The organism is Pseudarthrobacter sp. NPDC058329 (assembly GCF_042879835.1).
Lineage (GTDB): Bacteria > Actinomycetota > Actinomycetes > Actinomycetales > Micrococcaceae > Arthrobacter.
Genome location: NZ_JBHVZR010000015.1, coordinates 36,517 through 56,903, shown reverse-complemented (window position 1 = coordinate 56,903; position 20,387 = coordinate 36,517). Strand labels below are relative to the sequence as shown.

The 20,387-nt window shown below is 66.2% G+C and carries 16 protein-coding genes; 7 read left to right on the top strand and 9 right to left on the bottom strand.

The features are described from left to right. Window positions 1-10: 10 nt before the first annotated feature. The 3 genes from ACFVYC_RS17260 to ACFVYC_RS17250 are packed head-to-tail and all read right to left on the bottom strand — an operon-like array spanning window position 11 to window position 3,632. Complete coding sequence (locus ACFVYC_RS17260) at window positions 11-922, bottom strand: MaoC family dehydratase (RefSeq protein ID WP_387552539.1); 912 nt, start codon at window positions 920-922, stop codon at window positions 11-13. Continuing rightward, window positions 919-2,259, bottom strand: coding sequence for a 3-oxoacyl-ACP reductase (locus ACFVYC_RS17255; protein ID WP_387552537.1), 1,341 nt, complete (start codon window positions 2,257-2,259; stop codon window positions 919-921). The genes ACFVYC_RS17260 and ACFVYC_RS17255 overlap by 4 nt, the downstream gene beginning before the upstream one ends. Before the next feature lie 8 nt (window positions 2,260-2,267). Beyond that, entirely contained in the window at window positions 2,268-3,632 is a 1,365-nt protein-coding gene (locus ACFVYC_RS17250) for an acetyl-CoA C-acetyltransferase (RefSeq protein ID WP_387552535.1), read from the bottom strand. Between the two features lie 163 nt (window positions 3,633-3,795). Between ACFVYC_RS17250 and ACFVYC_RS17245 the strand changes: the two genes are divergently transcribed. Next, on the top strand, window positions 3,796-4,389 hold the full coding sequence (locus ACFVYC_RS17245) for a TetR/AcrR family transcriptional regulator (RefSeq protein WP_387552644.1): 594 nt from the start codon (window positions 3,796-3,798) through the stop codon (window positions 4,387-4,389). A 57-nt stretch (window positions 4,390-4,446) separates the two neighbouring features. Next, entirely contained in the window at window positions 4,447-6,561 is a 2,115-nt protein-coding gene (locus tag ACFVYC_RS17240; RefSeq protein ID WP_387552533.1) for an acyl-CoA dehydrogenase, read from the top strand. 82 nt (window positions 6,562-6,643) lie between these two features. Here ACFVYC_RS17240 and glgA read toward each other — a convergent pair whose 3' ends face one another. Next, on the bottom strand, window positions 6,644-7,849 hold the full coding sequence (gene glgA, locus ACFVYC_RS17235) for a glycogen synthase (protein WP_387552642.1): 1,206 nt from the start codon (window positions 7,847-7,849) through the stop codon (window positions 6,644-6,646). Between the two features lie 103 nt (window positions 7,850-7,952). Here glgA and glgC point away from each other — a divergent pair, with 103 nt between their 5' ends. The 3 genes from glgC to ACFVYC_RS17220 all read left to right on the top strand — a co-directional run bounded on the left by glgC (window position 7,953) and on the right by ACFVYC_RS17220 (window position 11,394). Beyond that, a complete protein-coding gene (glgC, locus tag ACFVYC_RS17230) occupies window positions 7,953-9,362 on the top strand; it encodes a glucose-1-phosphate adenylyltransferase (RefSeq protein ID WP_387552531.1) in 1,410 nt (469 codons plus the stop codon). Window positions 9,363-9,458: 96 nt separating this feature from the next. After that, complete coding sequence (locus ACFVYC_RS17225; protein ID WP_387552529.1) at window positions 9,459-10,910, top strand: SDR family NAD(P)-dependent oxidoreductase; 1,452 nt, start codon at window positions 9,459-9,461, stop codon at window positions 10,908-10,910. A 16-nt stretch (window positions 10,911-10,926) separates the two neighbouring features. Then, window positions 10,927-11,394 carry a pyridoxamine 5'-phosphate oxidase family protein gene (locus ACFVYC_RS17220; RefSeq protein WP_387552527.1) on the top strand — a complete coding sequence of 156 codons (468 nt, stop codon included), beginning with the start codon at window positions 10,927-10,929 and terminating at the stop codon, window positions 11,392-11,394. A gap of 59 nt (window positions 11,395-11,453) precedes the next feature. Here the strand turns inward: ACFVYC_RS17220 and ACFVYC_RS17215 are convergent, their stop codons facing one another. Genes ACFVYC_RS17215 through ACFVYC_RS17205 form a run of 3 tightly spaced genes read right to left on the bottom strand, consistent with a single transcriptional unit; the run spans window position 11,454 to window position 14,845 of the window. Then, window positions 11,454-12,305 (bottom strand): transglutaminase N-terminal domain-containing protein, encoded by an 852-nt coding sequence (locus tag ACFVYC_RS17215; RefSeq protein WP_387552525.1) that lies wholly within the window; start codon window positions 12,303-12,305, stop codon window positions 11,454-11,456. After that, a complete protein-coding gene (locus ACFVYC_RS17210; protein WP_102975536.1) occupies window positions 12,302-13,228 on the bottom strand; it encodes an alpha-E domain-containing protein in 927 nt (308 codons plus the stop codon). The genes ACFVYC_RS17215 and ACFVYC_RS17210 overlap by 4 nt, the downstream gene beginning before the upstream one ends. A gap of 60 nt (window positions 13,229-13,288) precedes the next feature. Continuing rightward, window positions 13,289-14,845 carry a circularly permuted type 2 ATP-grasp protein gene (locus tag ACFVYC_RS17205; protein WP_387552523.1) on the bottom strand — a complete coding sequence of 519 codons (1,557 nt, stop codon included), beginning with the start codon at window positions 14,843-14,845 and terminating at the stop codon, window positions 13,289-13,291. Window positions 14,846-14,958: 113 nt separating this feature from the next. On the opposite strand from ACFVYC_RS17205, the gene ACFVYC_RS17200 reads away from it, so the two are divergent. After that, the gene (locus tag ACFVYC_RS17200) at window positions 14,959-16,011 is read left to right on the top strand and encodes a YeiH family protein (protein WP_387552521.1); all 1,053 of its coding nucleotides are present in this window, start codon (window positions 14,959-14,961) and stop codon (window positions 16,009-16,011) included. A gap of 19 nt (window positions 16,012-16,030) precedes the next feature. Further along, window positions 16,031-18,682: an aminopeptidase N gene (pepN, locus tag ACFVYC_RS17195; RefSeq protein ID WP_387552519.1), complete on the top strand. Its 2,652-nt coding sequence runs from the start codon at window positions 16,031-16,033 to the stop codon at window positions 18,680-18,682. 48 nt (window positions 18,683-18,730) lie between these two features. On the opposite strand, the gene ACFVYC_RS17190 is transcribed toward pepN, so the two are convergent. Both ACFVYC_RS17190 and ACFVYC_RS17185 read right to left on the bottom strand, forming a co-directional pair. Next, window positions 18,731-19,819 carry a biotin/lipoate A/B protein ligase family protein gene (locus ACFVYC_RS17190; protein WP_387552517.1) on the bottom strand — a complete coding sequence of 363 codons (1,089 nt, stop codon included), beginning with the start codon at window positions 19,817-19,819 and terminating at the stop codon, window positions 18,731-18,733. 114 nt (window positions 19,820-19,933) lie between these two features. After that, window positions 19,934-20,191, bottom strand: a complete 258-nt coding sequence (locus ACFVYC_RS17185) for a type B 50S ribosomal protein L31 (protein ID WP_387552515.1) — start codon at window positions 20,189-20,191, stop codon at window positions 19,934-19,936. Window positions 20,192-20,387 lie beyond the last annotated feature (196 nt).

The following is a 20,387-nucleotide window of genomic DNA, read 5'->3' as shown; positions in this document are numbered from 1 at the left end:
GGACAACGGTTCACAGGGCCCTGACTGAGCCGCTGAAATGCCTGCGGCCGGAGCGGGGACTCCATGCGGCGAAATCGGAGCGCTCCCATGTTCCCGCTGTGCCCTGGACGGTGCTGATATCCAGCGCGACCCGGCAGGGCAGGAAGACCGGTGCCTCGAAATCCACGTCCCATAGGTACGAATCACCCCGGACAGCGCCGACGTCGGCGAGCGCCCTGGAGGCAAGGTACATGCCGTGGGCGATGGACCGCCGCATCCCCAGTGCTTTGGCTGACAGCACGCTGAGGTGGATGGGATTGAAATCGCCGGATACGGCCGCGTAAGCCCTGCCTGTATCGACGCCCAACTGCCAGAGGCCGGTGGGGTCAGGTGCCGTGAAGTCGATCCGGGCCGGGGCGGCTGAGGGTTTGTCGATTCCCGGCAGGAAGACACCCTTGGCCAGGTAGGTGGCTGTGCCACGCCAGGAGATGTGATCCGTCCCGGCCCTCCGCACCTCAACCACCACGTCCACCTGTGTCCCCGAGCGGTGGCCGCTGAGTTTCTCCACGTGCGCGACGATGTCCAGGGCGTCCGTAAACAGCACCGGCTGCCTTTGTTCAACGCTGTTCCGCACATGGATCATGCCCAGCAGCGGGAGCGGAAAGTCGTCCCGGTTCATAACGCTGATGGCCAGGGGGAAGGCCAAGGCATGGATGAAGCCGGCGGGCAGGACGTCACTGGCCGTCTCGCCGATGAGGTGCTGGTAGGCCGTCAGGTTCCCAACGTCCACCGTGACCCCGCGGACCTCGTGGCTCTCGGCCGGAAGGACGGAGCCGTCAGGCGTTCCCAGCAACCGGCGCCGGGCTGCCTGGGCCGCCGCATTCAGGTACAGCTTCGATAGCGACGGCATCTCCCCCAGGATCAGCGGTTGTGCGGGCATCATGCCCCCATCAGGTTCTGTCCGCAGACGCGCAATACCTCGCCGTTGATACCGCTGGCGGAGTCGCTGGCGAAGAACGCGATGGTTTCGGCAACATCAGTTGGCTGCCCGCCCTGCTGCAGTGAGTTCAGGCGGCGGCCCATTTCCCGCAGCACCAAGGGCACACGCGCTGTCATCTCAGTTTCGATGAAGCCGGGTGCCACGGCGTTGATGCTTCCCCCGTGGGTGGCGAGCAACGGGGCGGTTGCCCGGACCATGCCCATCACTCCGCTTTTGGACGCCGCATAGTTTGTCTGCCCCCGGTTCCCTGCGATACCACTGGTGGAAGCGACCGAGACAATCCGCGGGGAAGCGCGGAAGTATTCAGATCCCAGAAGGGCCTCGTTGATCCGAAGTTGGGCACCAATGTTGATGTCGATCACCGAATTCCAGCGGGCCTCGTCCATGTTGGCCAGGAGCTTGTCCCGCGTGATGCCGGCGTTGTGGACCATGATGTCCAGCCGCCCGTGCCGCTGGACGGCGTGCTCAAGGATCCGTTGTCCGGCGTCGTCCCTGCTGATGTCCAGCTGGAGCGCAGTCCCGCGAACTTCGTTGGCCACAGCTGCCAGCTGGTCGCCGGCTGCAGGGATGTCCACCAGGACCAGGGTGGCGCCGTCGCGGTGCAGCGTTCTGGCGATGGCCGCACCGATGCCGCGGGCTGCTCCGGTGACGACGGCGATCCGCCCCTTCAGTGGCTTCTCCAGCTCAGGGGGAGCTGCTCCCGCGGCCGTGGAGACCCGGATGAACTGGCCGTCCACAAAGGCGGAGCGGCCGGAAAGGAAGAACCGGACTGCCGCGAGTGCGCCCGGGCTCGTCGCCTGCACGTCCGGCGCGAGGAGAATGCCGTTCCCGGTGGCCCCCGCCCGCAGCTCCTTTGCCAGGGAGCGCAGGAGCCCGTCCACCCCCTGGCGGGCGGCCGCTGCCGCCGGGGAGGTTGCGTCCGAGGCAGGCCGGGATACGGTGATGACCCGTCCTCCGGGGGCGAGATCACGCAGGGAGGCTGCAGCGGAGAGGACCGGCTTTCCCAGGTCTTCCGGCTGTGCCACGTCATCCAGCACCAGGAGGATGGCGCCGAGCTTCTCCCGCGGAACGGCGTGCCGGCGGACGTCAAGATCCCAGGACAGCAGTTCGGCGGCAAGGCTGTCGGCGCCAACAGTGCCGCCCTGGACAAGGACGGGTCCGGTGATCAGCGGGCCGCCTGGCTCGTACCGGCGAAGGACCGCCGGCTGGGGCAGCCCGAGCTTTTTGGCCACGTTCCTGCCCAGGCCCTGGTTTACAAGTTGTGCGTACTTGTCTGTCATCCGTCCCCCTACAGTGATTCGAGAATCGCGACGACGCCCAGGCCGCCGGCAGCGCATACCGAGACGAGGCCCCGCGCGGGACGGCCCTCGGTTGCGGCCTTTTCATGCAGCGTCTTCGCGAGCGAGGCAACAATCCGGCCGCCGGTGGCGGCGAAGGGATGGCCGGCGGCCAGCGACGAGCCGTTGACGTTCAATGTTGAACGGTCGACTTTCCCGAAGGCTCCCGGCAGCCCCAGGCGGGTGCGTCCGAATTCCTCGTCCTCCCAGGCGGCCAGCATGCTGAGGACGGTGGCTGCGAAGGCTTCGTGGATCTCAATAAAGTCGATGTCGTCCAGTGTCAGCCCGTGACGGGCAAGCAGCCTGGGCACGGCGAACACGGGCGCCATCAGCAGGCCGTCCTTTCCGTGCACAAAGTCCACCGCGGCTGCTTCGGCGTCCACCACGGCGGCAAGCTTTGGCAGGTCACGGGCGTCAGCCCATTCCTCCGAGGACAGCAGGACGGTGGAGGCGCCGTCGGTCAGCGGCGTGGAGTTCCCGGCAGTCATGGTGGCGTCGGCACCGAGGTTCTTCCCGAATACGGGCTTCAGGGAAGAGAGCTTGTCCAGGGAGGTGTCCGGCCGCAGGTTGCCGTCGCGGGTCAGCCCGCGGTAAGGGGTGAGCAGGTCATCAAAGAATCCGGCGTCGTAGGCAGCCGCCAGGTTCCGGTGGCTGTTCAGGGCAACTTCGTCCTGTGCCTCGCGCGAAATTTTCCACTGGGCCGTTGTCAGCGCCTGGTGCTCCCCCATGGACAGCCCCGTCCGCGGCTCGGACGTTCCGGGCGCCAACGGTGCCAGGTCCTTGGGACGCAGGCGGCTGAGGATCTGCAGCCGCTGCGGAAGGCTCTTGGCCCGGTGGAGGTCGAGGATCACCTCTCGGAGGCCCTCGCTGACCACCACGGGTGCATCCGAGGCAGAATCCACTCCACCGGCGATAGCCGAATCGATCTGGCCCAGCTTGATCTTATTGGCCAGTCCCACCACAGTTTCCAGGCCCGTGGCGCATGCCTGCTGGAGATCGTAGGCGGGGGTTTCCGGGGAAAGGGCAGAACCGAGGACGGCCTCGCGGGTGAGATTGAAGTCCCTTGAGTGCTTGAGCACCGCACCGGCGGCCACCTCCCCGATGCGTTCGTCCTGCAGTCCAAAACGGGCGATCAGGCCGTCCAGCGCAGCTGTCAGCATGTCCTGGTTTGAAGACTTGGCATAGGCCCCGCCCGACCGTGCAAACGGGATTCGGTTCCCGCCGACGATGACTGCTCGGCGGTGCGCAGGGGCGGCGGCTGCGGGGGAAGCTCCGGCCGCGTCCGGTCCGGTGGTTGGCTGTCCGTCAATGGACATGGGTATCTCCTCGGGTCACGTTCGGTTACCGATACCCAGCGTACCTGATACGCTGGGTATCGTGAACAACCCGCAAACGCGTTCTGCACCCGCCGCCACTGCCGCGCCCGGAGACGGGCGTTCTTCACGCTGGGAGAGCCACCGCGAGGAACGGCGAAGGGAGCTGATCAAGTCAGCGCGCCGGGCCGTACACACCCTGGGGAGTGACGCCTCCATGGAGGACATCGCCACCGCAGCTGGAACGTCCAAGTCTGTCTTTTACCGCTACTTCGGTGACAAGGCCGGGCTCCAGCAGGCGGTGGGCAAAGTTGTGCTCAGCCAGATGCAGCGCCGGATCCAGGAGGCCGCGCAGAGCGCTGTCACCCCGCGCGAAGGTCTGCTGGCCATGGTGACGGCGTACCTGCAGATGGCCAGTACAAGCCCCAACGTCTACACGTTTGTGACCCGGCCCGCCGCCGAGCCCGGCGGCCCCCAGGAACCGGCAGCTGGATCCGCTGCGCTGGGACACTTCTTCGACGCGGTCGCGGACATGATCGCCACACCCATGCGTTCCCATCTGGGCGACGGCAAGGAGGCCGTGATTGGCTACTGGCCCAAGGCTGCGATCGGGCTGGTCCGGAATGCGGGCGAACAGTGGCTCACTACCCCCGATTCGCCTACGAAGCCCGGGCAGGAGGCGATGGCACGGCAGATCACGGCGTGGCTGTGCGTTGGCATCGCTCCCGAACTGCCCAGGCTGAACGCCCCTGACGCGTGACAAGCCCCCTTTGCCAAACCACCAACCCACCTGTCAGCACCAACGAAGGACATTGACATGACTGAACTAGTGGTCCGTCCCGCCGGAAACCGGCAGCGTCCCGCCACAGCGGCCGCTGCCGTCTCTACGTCAGCCCGCGCACAGCCGTCCGTCGACGTCGACGCACTGGGTGAGCAGCTCCTGGGCAAGTGGGCCGCAACCCGGCTCCGGGCCAGGAGCCTCGCAGCCCGGCCTGAGCTGCACAAGATCGAAGGCCTGACACACACGGAACACCGTGCGAGGGTATTCGGGCAGCTGACCTACCTTGTGGAGAACGAGGCAGTGCATCGGGCGTTCCCGGAGTCGCTGGGCGGCTCCGATGATCATGGCGGCAACATCGCCGGTTTCGAGGAGCTGGTGGTGGCTGATCCTTCGCTGCAAATCAAGGCCGGCGTCCAATGGGGGCTCTTCGGTTCCGCGGTGATGCACCTCGGAACCGCCGAACACCACTCCAAGTGGCTTCCGGGCATCATGAACCTGGAGATCCCGGGCTGCTTCGCCATGACGGAGACAGGCCACGGCTCCGACGTCGCCAGCATCGCCACCACGGCAACTTACGACGACGCCACCGATGAATTCGTGATCCACACCCCGTTCCGCGCGGCCTGGAAGGACTACATCGGCAACGCGGCCACGGACGGCACGGGCGCGGTGGTGTTTGCCCAGCTGGTCACCCGGGGAGTCAATCACGGTGTCCACGCGTTCTACGTGGACCTGAGGGATCCGACGTCGAAGGAATTCCTGCCCGGCATCGGCGGTGAAGATGACGGCATCAAGGGTGGCCTCAACGGCATCGACAACGGCAGGCTGCACTTCACCCATGTCCGGATCCCGCGGACAAACCTGCTGAACCGCTACGGGGACGTGGACGCCTCCGGCCGGTACAGCTCCCCCATCGCCAGCCCGGGCCGCCGCTTCTTCACCATGTTGGGCACCCTGGTGCAGGGCCGCGTGTCCCTCGACGGCGCTGCCGTGGCCGCATCCAAAGTGGCCCTGAAGGCGGCCATCCAGTACGCCACTGAACGCCGCCAGTTCAACGCCTCCTCCCACACCGAAGAGGAAGTGCTCCTGGACTACCAGCGCCACCAGAAGCGCCTGTTCACGAGGCTGGCCACCACGTACGCGGCAAGTTTCGCCCACGAGCAGCTGCTCGAAAAGTTCGACGACGTATTCTCCGGCGCCCACGACACGGACGAAGACCGGCAGGACCTGGAAACCCTCGCCGCAGCGCTGAAGCCGCTGAGCACCTGGCACGCCCTGGACACCCTGCAGGAATGCCGGGAAGCCTGCGGCGGTGCCGGCTTCCTGCTCGAGAACCGTTTTGCCTCTCTGCGGGCCGACCTGGACGTCTACGCCACCTTTGAAGGCGACAACACCGTCCTGCTGCAGCTCGTCGCCAAACGCCTCCTGGCGGACTATGCCAAGGAATTCCGCAGCGTCGACTTTGGTGTGCTGGCCCGGTACGTGGTGGGCCAGGCGACCGGGGCCGCCATCCACCGCACCGGCCTGCGGCAGGTGGCCCAGTTCGTCGCGGACACCGGATCGGTACAGCGGGCGGCCATCGCCCTCCGCGACGAGGAAGGCCAGCGCGCGCTCCTCACCGACCGTGTGCAGACCATGGTGGCCGAGGCTGCAACGGCGCTCAAGGGGACGGGCCGGCTGTCGCAGGAGAAGGGTGCGGCCCTGTTCAACCGGCACCAGAACGAACTCATCGACGCAGCGCAGGCGCACGCCGAGCTGCTCCAGTGGGAGGCATTCACGGATGCGCTCCGGGATGTTGGCGACCCCGGCACCAAAACGGTGCTGACCTGGCTGCGCGACCTGTTCGGACTCTCCCTGATCGAAAAGAACCTGTCCTGGTACCTCATGAACGGCCGCCTTTCCATGCAGCGCGGCCGCACCGTGGGCGAGTACATCAACCGGCTGCTCGTTAAGCTCCGCCCGCACGCCGTGGACCTTGTGGACGCCTTCGGCTACAGCGAACAGCATGTGCGGGCAAGCATTGCCACCGGTGCCGAGAAAGAGCGGCAGGATGAGGCGCGGGCCTACTTCAGGTCGCAGCGCGCCAGCGGCCAGACCCCCGTGGACGAAAAAGTACTGCTCGCCCGCGCGGCAGCAGGAAAGCGCGACTGACCGTCACGTGACGGCAGGAACGAAGACGGCGCCGCTCCCCTTGCGGGGGGCGGCGCCGTCGTCGTTAGTTCAGTGGAGTCCGCTAGCTTTGTGCCGGAAGCACCGAGCGGTATACCTCGAGGGTTGTTTCGGTAATGGAGTCCCAGGAGAAGTGCTGTTCGGCGCGCAGCCGGCCGGCCTGTCCCATGGCGCGTGCCCGCTCGGGGTCGGAGACCACCTCGGTGAGGGCAGCCGCGAATTCGGTGACGAACTTTTCCGGGTCAAGGGGCGTTCCGGTGCCGTCCGTGACCTGCTCCAGTTCAACGAGCAGTCCGGTTTGGCCGTGCTCCACCACCTCGGGGATACCGCCGGTGGCGCTGGCCACCACAGCGGCACCGCAGGCCATCGCCTCAAGGTTGACGATGCCAAGCGGCTCGTAGATGGAGGGGCAGGCGAAGGCCGTGGCGTGGCTGAGCACCTGGATGAGCTCGTTCCGGGGCAGCATGCGCTCAATGAGCACCACCCCGGTGCGCTCCCGCTGAAGGTCCTCGATCAGGCGCGCAGTCTCCGCAGCCAGCTCCGGCGTGTCGGCCGCGCCCAGGCAGAGGACCAGCTGGACGTCGGCGGGAAGCTTGGCGGCGGCCCGCAGGAGGTAAGGAACCCCCTTCTGGCGGGTGTTCCTCCCCACAAAGACCACACTCGGCTTGTCCGGATCAATACCCAGGGCACGGACGGCGTCGGTGTTCTCGTCTCGGTTCCACAGCTCGACGTCGATGCCGTTGTGGACCACCCGCACCTTGGCGGGATCCACCTCGGGGTAGCTGCGCAGGATGTCCTGCCGCATACCCTCGGAGACGGCGATGATGGCGGCGGCGGCCTCGTAGGCGGTCTTCTCCACCCAGGACGACAGCGCGTAGCCCCCACCGAGCTGCTCCGCCTTCCAAGGACGGAGCGGCTCCAGGCTGTGGGCGCTCAGGACGTGCGGAATCCCGTGAAGCAGGGACGCAAGATGGCCGGCCATGTTGGCGTACCAGGTATGCGAATGGACCAGGTCCGCGCCCTGGACATCGGGAACGATCCGCAGGTCCACACCAAGGGTCTGCACGGCTGCGTTGGCCGAGCCCAGATCTTCCGGCACGGCGTAGGAGGTCACCCCGGCACCGTGGTAGTCGGCGTCGCGGGGAGCCCCGAAAGCACGAACCTGCAGGTCAACATGCTTACTAAGCACCCTGCTCAATTCGGCCACGTGGACTCCGGCGCCACCATAGATCTCCGGCGGGAACTCTTTAGTCACAATGTCTATTCGCACAAGCACCAAGGTAGTCCTTCACGCTTAACTGTTCTAGTGTGAAGGAGTCCGGGCTTGCCGGACTGTCTTGGGGTGTTACGAAGGCGTACAGGAGCGACCAATTATGCCGTTGAACAAAAGAGTCCTGGCCATTGTCCTCGCAGGCGGCGAGGGAAACAGGCTGATGCCGCTGACGGCTGACCGGGCGAAGCCCGCGGTGCCTTTTGCGGGAAGTTACCGCCTGATCGACTTCGCCCTGTCCAACCTGGTGAATTCGCGCTACCTGCAGATCGTGGTCCTCACCCAATACAAGTCCCACAGCCTGGACCGCCACATCTCCGAGACCTGGCGCATGTCCACGCAGCTGGGCAACTACGTGGCGTCTGTCCCGGCCCAGCAGCGTGTGGGCAAGAGCTGGTTCCTTGGCAGCGCCAACGCCATCTACCAGTCCCTGAACCTCATTCACGACGCCAACCCGGACATTGTGGTGGTGGTCGGTGCCGACCACGTGTACCGCATGGACTTCGCCCAGATGGTGGCGCAGCACGTCCACAGCGGCGCCAAGGCGACGGTCGCGGCGGTGCGGCAGCCGCTTAGCATGGCCGACCAGTTCGGTGTGATCGAGGTAGACCAGAACGATCCCCAGAAGATTGCCGCCTTCGTTGAAAAACCCGCCACCACGCCCGGCCTGGCGGCAGACCCCTCGCAGTTCCTGGCCTCCATGGGCAACTACGTGTTCGACGCCGATGCCCTGGTCGCGGCCCTGCATGTCGACGCCGAGCGGCTCGACACCAAACACGACATGGGCGGCGACATCATTCCCTACTTCGTGAACCAGGGCGAAGCCGACGTCTACGATTTCACCCTCAACGACATCCCCGGCTCCACCGAGCGGGACCGCACCTACTGGCGCGACGTCGGCACCATCGATTCCTTCTATGACGCCCACATGGACCTCATCTCCCCGCTGCCGGTCTTCAACCTGTACAACTCCGAGTGGCCCATCTACACCCGGCAGAGCATTTCCCCGCCGGCCAAGTTCGTCCGCGGCCAGAACAACACGGTGGGCACGGCGCTGGACTCGATCGTGTCCAGCGGCGTGGTGATCTCCGGTGCCGTCGTGGAGGGTTCAGTCCTCTCCAATGATGTCTTTGTGGGAACCAGCGCCCGCGTCATCGACTCCGTCCTGATGGACAAAGTGCAGATCGGCGAAGGCGCCGTGATCAACCGGGCCATCATCGACAAAAACGTTAAGGTGCCGGCCGGAGCCGCGATCGGCCTGGACCCGGACCTGGACCGCGCGCGCGGCTTCAAGGTCACCGATTCCGGAATCACGGTCCTGTCCAAAGGCCAGGAAGTTCCGGAGCCCGGCGAAGCAGAGCGCAAGCTGGCGGCCGCCAACCTGCATCTTGTGCCGAACGCCGTCAAAGCGGCAGCGGAACAATACCCGGACGTTCGCGCGTCCGTTGACAAGGTTGCCACGACGCACGCAGCTGCAGCAGCAGAGACAGCGCCCAGCGCACGTATCTCCTGACCGCTTCCAAAGGAACGCTCCTGCGGGGGCGCTCCTTGGCTGCCGGCCCGCTGATGGTGGGGCCGGCAGCTGATCCCAGGCTGTAAAATCGGTACAATGAGCTCCCCCGATCTGACGCCTGAGGAAATCCAGGCCTGCCTCAAGGTCCTCAACACGATCCACGCCTATGACGAGGAGCATCCGGACTACATCTCGGTGCGCCGCGCAACCGGCAAGATGTTCAAGGCCGTCAAGAGGCACCGCCGTGTCACCAAGCGTGACCTGATCTCCGAGGCCGACAGGGCAGTGCTCGCCCAGACCGCCACCGCAGCCCCGGACCGGATCGACGACGAGACCCGCGGGAACAAGCTGGCCCCCTCTGCCACCGGCAAGGTGGCCGGGCACCTCATCCGGTCCCGCCCCTGCTACATCTGCAAGCAGCACTACACGCAGGTTGACGCTTTCTACCACCAGCTCTGCCCCGAGTGCGCAGCGTTCAACCACGGCAAGCGCGACGCCCGCACGGACCTGACGGGCCGCCGCGCCCTGCTCACCGGCGGCCGCGCGAAGATCGGAATGTATATCGCGCTCCGGTTGCTCCGCGACGGCGCCCACACCACCATCACTACGCGGTTCCCCAAGGATGCGGCCCGCCGCTTTGCCGCCATGGAGGACAGCGGCGAGTGGCTTCACCGGCTCCGCATTGTGGGCATCGACCTGCGTGACCCCGCCCAGGTGATGGCCCTCACGGACTCTCTCAACGAGGCCGGTCCGCTGGACATCATCATCAACAACGCAGCCCAAACGGTGCGCCGGTCCGGCAACGCCTACAAGCCGCTGGTGGACGCGGAGGACGAACCGCTTCCGGCGGCCCTCGAGCAGGCCAACGGCGGCCCCGAGCTCGTGACCTTCGGCCACGCCCACGACAAGCACCCCCTAACCCTGGCCAGCAGCGTCACCGAGCATCCGGTGCTTGCCGGCGACGCCATCACGTCGCTGGCGCTCTCCACGGGTTCCGCCTCGCTGGAGCGCATCGCCTCGGGAACGGCGATTGACGCAGGCGGGCTGGTCCCGGACCTGGCCACCATCAACAGTTGGACGCAGGTAGTGGACGAGGTGGACCCGCTGGAAATGCTCGAGGTCCAGCTCTGCAACGTCACCGCCCCGTTCCTGCTGGTCAGCCGGCTCCGGCCGGCCATGAAACGGTCCACCGCGGACCGGAAGTACATCGTGAACGTCTCTGCCATGGAAGGCCAGTTCTCCCGCGCATACAAGGGCCCCGGCCACCCGCACACCAACATGGCCAAAGCTGCGCTGAACATGATGACCCGGACCAGCGCCCAGGAAATGCTGGAAACCGATGGCATCCTGATGACCGCCGTCGACACCGGATGGATCACCGATGAGCGGCCGCACTTCACCAAGGTCCGGCTGATGGAGGAAGGCTTCCACGCGCCTTTGGACCTGGTGGACGGCGCCGCCCGGGTTTACGATCCGATCGTGATGGGCGAGCACGGCGAGGACCAGTACGGGGTGTTCCTCAAGGACTACAAGCCGAGCCCCTGGTAGGCGTATGCTCAGCGGCATGAGCCGCGAGACCGCTTCTGACGTACAGAACCTGGAACACCACGAGTCTTGGGCCATGCTGCGGACGGTATCCGTGGGCAGGCTTGCGGTCCTTGCCGACGGACGTCCGGATATCTTCCCCATCAACTACACGGTGGACGGCGGGACCCTCGTCTTCCGGACCGGGGAAGGGACCAAGCTGGCCGGCGCGTCGAAAGGCGCCCCGGTGGCACTGGAGGCGGACGGCGTGGATCCGGACACCGGGCTGGCCTGGAGCGTCGTGGCGAAGGGCACTGCCGACGTCGTCACGGGAACTGACCAGGTCCTGGCGACCACCGGGCTCTATCTCTTCCCTTGGCAGGCGGGCAAGAAGGACGCGTTTGTCCGGATCACACCGGACAGCATCACCGGCCGCCGGTTCAAGGTCACGGAACCGCTCACCTGGTGGACGCAGCTCAGCGGCGTCCCCAGGACGGCTTCCGAATAAACGCAGGAGGCGTCCGCTGATGCGGACGCCTCCTGGACAGTTGCCCGGTCCGGGCGGCATCAGGCCAGCTGCGTGATCTCCACACTCACATTCAAGGCAGATCCGCCGCCACCGGACAAAATGCCCTTCAGCGGGGGGACGTCGCGGTAGTCCCGGCCCCGGGCCACCGTGACGTGGAAGTCGCCGGCAGGCTTGTGGTTGGTGGGATCCCAGCTGCGCCAGTCACCGTCCCAGAATTCCAGCCAGGCATGCGACTGTCCGGCCACGGTCTCGCCGATGCCGGCGCTGGACCGCGGGTGCAAGTAGCCCGAGACGTACCTGGCCGGAATGCCGCAGCTGCGGAGCGCGCCGATCGCCAGGTGGGCGAGGTCCTGGCATACGCCCTGGCGCTGGCCCCAGGCTTCCTCGGCGTTGGTGGTGACGGCGGTTGAGCCTGACATGTACGTCATCTCACCGCGCATCCACTCGAACACGGCCATAGCGGCGTCGTGCGGGTTCTTCCCCGCCACCACGCCGGGGATGATGCCCAGGACTTCGTCCCCGGGACCGCTCAACCTGGACTGCGGAAGCCAGTCGCTGAACGTATTGAGGGTCTCGGGTGAGGCGAGGACGTCCCAGCCCGCAATGTCCGCCTCGGAGGGGATCTTCCCGGCGCGGTGGACCTCCACCGTGATGTTGGAGACCACCTCGAGGTGCTCGTGCGGCATCTGCATGTCGAAGGCCGTGACCCTGGTCCCCCAGTAGTCGCGGTAGGTGCTCACGGCAGCCTGCGACGGCGAGACCTTGACCACCGATTCCAGCACTACCTGCTGGGAATCGGTCAGGGGCGTCATGCGGGCCTCGTTGTAGGACAGCGTGACCCGCTTGTTGTACTTGTAGGCCGTCTTGTGAACGATGCTCAGCCGGGTCATGAAACTTCTCCCACCCAGGCCAGTTCGTCCGCCTGATTGAAGTACTTACGGGAAATGGCGTCCGAGGCCTGGGACACTGCCTTTTGCACCCGCTCCATGTGTTCGGGGAGCTCAGACATGAGGTCGTCCGTGCGGTGGAACTCAAGGAAGGTGCGGGCCTGCCCCACGATCCGGCGGGCGTCGTTGATGAAGCCTACGCGCTGGGCGGAGGGATCCAACTTGGCGAGGCATTCGTCGGCATCCCGCAGCGCGTACACGATGGACCGCGGGAACAGCCGGTCCAGGAGCAGGAACTCGGCCGCGTGCTGGTCGCCGAAAGCTGCTCGCCGGGTCCGCAGGAAGGATTCGTAGGCACCGGCGCAACGGAGCATGTTGACCCAGGACATACCGGCGGACAGGACGTCACGGGTGGACAGCATGCGGGCGGTCATGTCGGCCCGCTCCAGCGAGCGTCCCAGCACCAGGAAGAGCCAGCTTTCGTCGTGGCTCACCGTGGTGTCCGCCAGTCCGCTCACCATGGCGGTGCGTTCCAGCGTCCAGTTGCAGAAGCGGTACGTGCCCACCACGTCCTTGCGGTGCTGGCTCAGCCCGTAGTACGTGGTGTTGAGGCTCTCCCAGAGGCCGGAGGAGACGGTCTCCCGCGCCCGGCGGGCGTTCTCCCTCGCGGCACCCAGGGATCCCGCGATGGAGGTGGCGCTGGTTTTGTCGTACGCCAGGGCATGGAGCAGTTCCGGCAGGCCGAAGTCCTCGCTCTGCGGGCGGGCGCCCATGACGGCCAGGAGTTCCTGCGCCACGCTCTTGCGTTCGTCCATGGGCAGGTGGTTCAGCCGCTCCAGGTGCACATCGAGGATGCGCGCCGTGCCATCGGCACGCTCCACATAACGGCCGATCCAGAAAAGGGACTCGGCAATACGGCTAAGCATTCGCGGCTACCTCCTGCAGGCCCGACACTGGAAAAGAAGATCGTGTAATGACGGCCCGGTTCACTGCTGCTGCTCCGACTGGCGGTCGCGCCAGTTGCTTTCAACCGGCCACACCGAGACACGCTCGCGGATCGAGATGGAGGGCCGCGGGAGGGTTTCCACCGGTACCTGGGGCGAGTCGGCAAGGACCCAGGTGTCCTTGGAACCGCCGCCCTGGCTCGAATTCACGATCAGCGAGCCCTCTTTCAGGGCCACGCGCGTGAGGCCGCCCGGCAGTACCCAGACGTTGTCGCCGTCGTTCACTGCGAACGGCCGCAGGTCCACGTGGCGGGGTCCGAACTTGTCTCCGCCCAGAGTGGGGACGGTGGAGAGCTGGAGCACCGGCTGCGCGATCCAGCCGCGGGGGTCCGCGATGACCCGCTGGCGGAGGGCATCGAGTTCGTCCTTGGAGGCGTCCGGGCCGATAACCAGGCCCTTGCCGCCTGAGCCGTCCACGGGCTTGACCACGAGCTCTTCCAGGTTGTCCAGGGTGTACTCGCGGGCTTCCTTCTCCTCCAGGCGGAAGGTGTCCACGTTGGCGATGATGGGTTCCTCGTTGAGGTAGTAGCGGATGAGGTCTGGGACGTAACTGTAGACCAGTTTGTCATCCGCGACGCCGTTGCCCACCGCGTTGGCGATGGTCACCCCGCCTGCCCGGGCGGCGTTGACGAGTCCAGGGCAGCCGAGCATGGAGTCGGCCCGGAACTGCAGCGGGTCCAGGAAGTCGTCGTCGATCCGTTTGTAGATCACGTCCACGCGCTGCTCGCCGGCGGTGGTGCGCATGTACACGCGGTTTCCGCGGCAGATGAGGTCGCGTCCCTCCACCAGTTCCACACCCATCAGGCCCGCGAGCAGGGTGTGCTCGAAGTAGGCACTGTTGAACACGCCGGGGGTCAGGACGACGACGGTGGGATCGTCCACGCCTGCGGGTGCCGTTTTGCGCAGGGCCGAGAGGAGCCTGCGGGGGTATTCCTCCACCGGGCGGATGAGCTGCTGGCCGAACGCTTCGGGCAGGCCCTTGGCCATGGCGCGGCGGTTCTCCAGGACGTAGCTCACGCCGGAAGGGACGCGGACGTTGTCCTCAAGGACCCGGAAGGTGCCCGCTGCATCACGGACGACGTCGATGCCGGAGATGTGCACGCGGACGCCGCCGGCCGGTTCGAAACCGTGGACCTGGCGGTGGAAGTGCGCGCTGGTGGTCACCAGCTGCCGGGGTATAACGCCGTCGGACACCACGTTCATCTTGTCGTACACGTCGTTGAGGAACGCCTCCAGCGCATGCACCCGCTGGGCGACGCCGCGTTCCAGCACGTCCCATTCGGCCGCGGGGATGACCCGGGGAACGATGTCCAGCGGGAAGGGGCGCTCCTCGCCCGCGAAGTCGAAGGTGACGCCACGGTCCAGGAAGGTGCGCGCCATGGAGTCGGCGCGTGCACTCACATCGGCGAGGGAGAGCTTGCGCAGGGCGTCCGCCACCTGCTCATACGAGTCCCTGGCCTGTTGCCCCGGGGCGAACATCTCGTCGTAGGCTCCGGTGCGGCCGGCGGCCACGGAGTAATCCTGGAATAGGTCTGACATGTCCAATAGCCAACCATCTTTTTGTTTCGAATTCATTACTGCCATCCATTGTGGCGTGTTGGCGGAGATGGTCTGGTTCGTGCATCCAGTGTCTTTTCCGGCACAGTAGGTGAGTGCCAGTCCGCAGAAGCCTCCCCACCCCCGGTCCGGGCGTCCCCGGAGGCGCTGGCCGGCTGCTTCCGGGCCTGGCCACGGCGGCTGTTGCGTTGGCCGTTGCCTTCCTGGTCCACCGGCTCGTTCCCGTCCTCCCTGCCATGACCACGGCAGTGGTCCTCGGCGTCCTGGCAGCGAACCTCCCGGCGACGGGCGTCTGGACCGCCGGCAGGGCCCGCCCAGGGCTGGACTTCGCGGGAAAGCACCTGATGCGCGGCGGCATTGTCCTGCTGGGCCTGAAGGTCAGCGTCATGGACGTCCTGGGGCTGGGCTGGCTGGCCCTGGTGCTCATCGCTGCGGTGGTGGCTGCGAGCTTCGGCGGAACATACCTGATCTCACGGCTGTTTCGGCTTCCGCCGGAGACCTCGCTCCTGGTGGCTACGGGTTTTTCGATCTGTGGCGCTTCAGCCATCGGAGCCATAGCAGCCGTCCGCCGCATCCGGCACGTGGACACCGTCCTGCCGGTGGCGCTGGTGACGCTCTGCGGGACCCTGGCCATCGGGGCCATGCCGCTGCTGGTCCATCCCCTGCAGCTCAGTGCCCCGGTGTTCGGCGCCTGGGTTGGCGCCTCGGTGCACGACGTTGGCCAGGTGGTGGCCACGGCACAAACTGCCGGGACAGCGGCACTTGGCATCGCCGTCGTCGTCAAGCTCACGCGGGTGCTGCTGCTCGCACCCGTGGCGGCCATCGCCGGGGCCCACCAGCGACTCAGCGCGACGTCCGGGCCAGGGGTGGACGGGGACGCGAAACTGCCGCCGGTGGTACCCCTGTTTGTTTTGGGCTTCATCGCGATGGTGGGCCTCCGCTCCACCGGCTGGCTCCCGGCGGGATGGCTGGAGGCGGGGGCAGCGCTGCAGGACATCCTGCTCGGCGCCGCGCTGTTCGGCCTCGGCTCGGCGGTGCGGATCCGCCTGCTGCTTCACACCGGCGGCCGGGCACTTCTGGCGGCCCTCGCATCCTGGCTCCTGATTGCCCTCCTGGGGCTGGCCGCCGCCCTGCTGATCGCCGCATAACCCGTGATTAGATAGCGGAGTGTCAAATGAGAATCTGCAGCGCAACGAGGCCGCCGAACGTTCAGCCCTGATCAGTACCACCAGCTACGACGTATCGCTGGACGTGCGCCACGCTGCGGACCCTGATGTTGCAGGCTATGCCAGCCGCAGCGTCATCACTTTCACCGCCGAGCCGGATGCCTCGACGTTCCTGGATTTCATCGGCACGGTGGACGCTGTGGTCCTGAACGGCCAGGAACTCCGAGTGGAGGACGTGGTGAACGGCGCCAGGATCAGGCTTGACAACCTGCAGGCCGGGAACCAGGTAACAGTCACCGGAACCGCACTGTACAGCCGCTCCGGCGAGGGCATGCACCGGTTCGTGGATCCTGCTGACGGCCAGTGCTACCTCTACACGCAGTACGAGCCCGCAGACGCCCGCCGGGTCTTTGCCAATTTCGAGCAGCCAGATCTCAAGGCCACCTACACCTTTCACGTGACAGCCCCCGCCGCATGGCATGTGGCCTCCAACGGCGCCGAAGTGAACCGCAGCCCGCTTCCCGGGGACCCGGCTGCGGCCCGGTGGGACTTCGCCACTACCGAACCGATGTCCACCTACATCACCACGGTGCTGGCCGGTCCCTACTTCAAGGCAGAGGACCGCTGGCAGGCAACGCTCGACGACGGCACCTCCCTTGACGTGCCGCTCGCCTTGTACTGCCGGGCCTCAATGGCGGACTCCTTCGACACCGACGAACTGTTCCGGCTCACCAGGAGGGGCCTGGACTTTTTCAACCGGCTCTTCGACTACCCCTACCCGTGGGGCAAGTACGATCAGGCCTTTGTGCCCGAATACAACCTCGGCGCCATGGAGAACCCCGGCCTGGTGACGTTCACCGAGAGCTACGTCTTCACCTCGCGCGCCACCGACGCCCAATACCAGGCACGGGCCAACACTCTGATGCACGAGATGGCGCACATGTGGTTCGGCGACCTGGTGACCATGCAGTGGTGGGATGACCTGTGGCTCAAGGAATCGTTCGCGGATTACATGGGCAGCCTGGGCGTGGACCGCGCCACCGACTGGGACACCGCGTGGGTGAACTTCGCGAACAAACGCAAGGCGTGGGCGTACGCCCAGGACCAGCTGCCCACCACCCATCCGATCGTGGCGGACATCCCGGACCTTGAAGCCGCCAAACAGAATTTCGACGGCATCACGTACGCCAAGGGCGCCTCTGTGTTGAAGCAGCTGGTGGCCTTTGTGGGGTTTGAGGCGTTTATCGCCGGGTCCCGCGAATACTTCCGCAAGCATGCCTATGGAAACACTTCGCTTTCCGATCTGCTGGCCGCCCTCAGCTCCTCCTCCGGGCGGGACTTGGCCGGCTGGGCCAAGCAGTGGCTGCAAACCTCCGGGATCTCCACGCTCTCGCTGGAGGTCGCTCCCCATGGCTCCGCTGCAGGTACAGCAGCCGACGACGCCGTGCTGGGGCTCGTGGCCATCGTCCAGGAGGCTACAGACCCGGTCACGGGACGGGAAGAGTTGCGCCCGCACCGCCTGCGCGTGGGCTCCTACGATTTTGATGCCGACGGCGTGTTGGTGCGGACCGGAAGTTTCGAAACTGACGTGACGGGTAGACGGACAGAGCTCCCCCAGCTCGCGGGCCAGCCGCGGCCCGCGCTCCTGCTCGTCAACGATGACGACCTTACCTACGCCAAAGTCCGGCTGGACCCGTTGTCCGAAGCCACGGTCCTGGCCGCCCTGGACCGGATCGCGGACCCGATGGCACGCGCCCTCTGCTGGACGGCGCTCTGGAACTCGGCCCGGGACGGTGAAAGCCCGGCCGCGCGGTACGTTGCTGCCGTAGCCGCTTTCGCTCCCGCCGAAACAGGAATCGGCGTTCTGTTGAACATCCTCGACAACGCAAGCACCGCCGTCGAACGCTACACACCGGCGAGTGCCCGGGAAGACGTGCGTGCTTCCTTCCTGGCAACAGCTGCCGCAGAACTGGACCAGGCCAAGCCCGGCTCTGACCAGCAGCTGGCGTGGGCACGGACGCTTGCCACCCTTAGCCGGCACGACGACGCCATGCTTCCCCGGCTCAGGGGCCTGCTGGATGGCGACCTCCCGGTGGCAGGTTTGGCAGTGGATGCCGAGCTGCGCTGGCACCTCTGGCACGCCCTGGCGGCGAACGGCCAGGCAACAGTTGCCGAGCTGGACGCCGAACTGGCCCGCGACACCACCGCGTCGGGGCGCGCGGGCCATGCCACAGCGCTCGCTGCCCGGCCGGATCCAGAGGTCAAAGCTGCGGCGTGGACCTCGGCGGTGGAGGGCGACGAACTGTCCAACCAGCTTCTCACCGCCACCATCAGCGGGTTTCTGACAGCCCGGGCGGATCTGCTGGCGCCGTACATGGAGCCTTACTTCGAGTGCCTGCGCCCGGTCTGGGACGGGCGCAGCATCGAGATCGCAAGCCGGATCGTGCGGGGCCTGTACCCGCTGGCGCAGGACCTGGCCGAGGGGACCGAACCGGCCCGCCATCCGGTGATCCGTCGGACGGACGAATGGCTTGACGGCAACACAGAGGCTCCCCGGGCCCTGCGCCGGATCATTATCGAGCAGCGCAGCCACCTGCTGCGGGCGCTCACCGCGCAGGCCGCCGTCGTCAGTTCACCATCGATTGCTCCGTAACAGCCGTTTTCAGCGCTCATAACGGCTGTTACGGAGCAATGGATGCGGTCACGGAACCCGGTGGAGCCATTCCTCCGTGCCGAACTTGGTGTCCACACGCTCGCGGGCGGTGACCAGTTCGGCCTCGGTCAGCTCTGACGGCGTGGCACCGTACCGCTCGCTGAAGACGTCCATCATGGCCGCGATGATCTCGGCGCGCCCCAGGCCGGTCTGCCGGCGCAGTGGGTCCACCCGCTTCTTCGCGCTGCGGGTGCCCTTGTCCGAGAGTTTTTCCTTGCCGATGCGGAGCACCTCCACCATCTTGTCGGCGTCGATGTCATAGCTCATGGTGACGTGGTGCAGCATGCCGCCGTTGGCCAGGCGCTTCTGGGCCGCGCCCCCGATCTTGCCCTGGTCCGTGGCGATGTCGTTCAACGGCACATAGAAAGCGGTGATGCCCAGCTTCTCCAGTGCCGCCATCACCCAGGCGTCCAGGAAGGGGTAGGAGTCTGCGAAGCTGAGCCCGTCCACCAGGGTCTGCGGCAGGTAGAGCGAGTACGTGATGCAGTTGCCCGCCTCCATAAACATCGCTCCCCCGCCGCTGATGCGTCGGACAACGTTAATGCCGTGCTTGGCCACGCCGCCGGGATCCACCTCGTTCCGGTACGACTGGAAGCTGCCGATCACCGTGGACGGCTCCTGCCAGTCCCAAAACCGGAGCGTGGGATTGCGGCGGCCGGCGCCGACTTCCTCGGTGAGGACCTCATCCAGGGCGACGTTGATTTCGGTGGGCAGGACGGCGGGCGGGATCAGGTTCCAGTGGTGGTCTGTCCAGGCCGTGGCTTTCGCCAACGCACGCCGCACCGCGATGGCCACGGCGTCGGCAGAGAAGCCAAACAGGACGGCGCCTTCCGGCAGCGAAGCCGTGACGACGGCGGCAAGTTCAGACGCCGTCGTAGTGTCCGGCAAGCCCGTCAACCCGCGGTTGATATCCAGGAGCGCCTCGTCCGGTTCCAGAAAGAAGTCCCCGCTGACGGAGACATCAGCGAGCCGGCCGTCCACAACGTCCACGTCCACCACCACAAGTTTGCCGCCGGGCACCTTGTACTCACCGTGGCGGCGGAAGGCGGAATCAACTGGGACGGGCATGGCAGTCATGTGTCCCATCCTGCCCCAGAAGCGCCGGGCCCCGAAAACTCGGCCGGGCCATTAACGCGGAAGGCCCGCACCGTTGCCGGTGCGGGCCTTCCCTGGAAGCTTGGGGGAAGTGAATTACTTCTTGCCGCCGAAGCCCTTGAAGCGAGCGTTGAAGCGCTCGACGCGGCCTGCAGAGTCCATGATGCGCTGCTTGCCCGTGTAGAACGGGTGGGACTCGGAGGAGATTTCGACGTCGATAACCGGGTACGTGTTGCCGTCTTCCCACTCGATGGTCTTCTTGGAAGACACGGTGGACTTGGTCAGGAACTTCGTACCGGAGGCCAGGTCGTTGAAGACAACAGCTTCGTACTTCGGGTGAATTTCAGACTTCATAATGGGACCTTTGTTCGCACAACTGGATTTTGCCAGCTGCCAGGTATGAATGGGATGGCCGCGCCCATGCCTAAAGACGCAGGGCAGCCAGCTATCAATACTAGCGGAAACTGAAGGTGCCCGCGAACGGTCGGCCGGGGCCTGGTCCCGGGGCCGCAGCCGCAGAAGGTCAACGGCCGATGCCACTGCCACCTTC

Coding starts and splice junctions, on each gene's coding strand:
- ACFVYC_RS17260 (WP_387552539.1), bottom strand. CDS start 922: ATGATGCCCGCACAACCGCTGATCCTGGGGGAGATGCCGTCGCTATCG.
- ACFVYC_RS17255 (WP_387552537.1), bottom strand. CDS start 2,259: ATGACAGACAAGTACGCACAACTTGTAAACCAGGGCCTGGGCAGGAAC.
- ACFVYC_RS17250 (WP_387552535.1), bottom strand. CDS start 3,632: ATGTCCATTGACGGACAGCCAACCACCGGACCGGACGCGGCCGGAGCT.
- ACFVYC_RS17240 (WP_387552533.1), top strand. CDS start 4,447: ATGACTGAACTAGTGGTCCGTCCCGCCGGAAACCGGCAGCGTCCCGCC.
- glgC (WP_387552531.1), top strand. CDS start 7,953: ATGCCGTTGAACAAAAGAGTCCTGGCCATTGTCCTCGCAGGCGGCGAG.
- ACFVYC_RS17225 (WP_387552529.1), top strand. CDS start 9,459: ATGAGCTCCCCCGATCTGACGCCTGAGGAAATCCAGGCCTGCCTCAAG.
- ACFVYC_RS17220 (WP_387552527.1), top strand. CDS start 10,927: ATGAGCCGCGAGACCGCTTCTGACGTACAGAACCTGGAACACCACGAG.
- ACFVYC_RS17215 (WP_387552525.1), bottom strand. CDS start 12,305: ATGACCCGGCTGAGCATCGTTCACAAGACGGCCTACAAGTACAACAAG.
- ACFVYC_RS17210 (WP_102975536.1), bottom strand. CDS start 13,228: ATGCTTAGCCGTATTGCCGAGTCCCTTTTCTGGATCGGCCGTTATGTG.
- ACFVYC_RS17205 (WP_387552523.1), bottom strand. CDS start 14,845: ATGTCAGACCTATTCCAGGATTACTCCGTGGCCGCCGGCCGCACCGGA.
- ACFVYC_RS17190 (WP_387552517.1), bottom strand. CDS start 19,819: ATGACTGCCATGCCCGTCCCAGTTGATTCCGCCTTCCGCCGCCACGGT.
- ACFVYC_RS17185 (WP_387552515.1), bottom strand. CDS start 20,191: ATGAAGTCTGAAATTCACCCGAAGTACGAAGCTGTTGTCTTCAACGAC.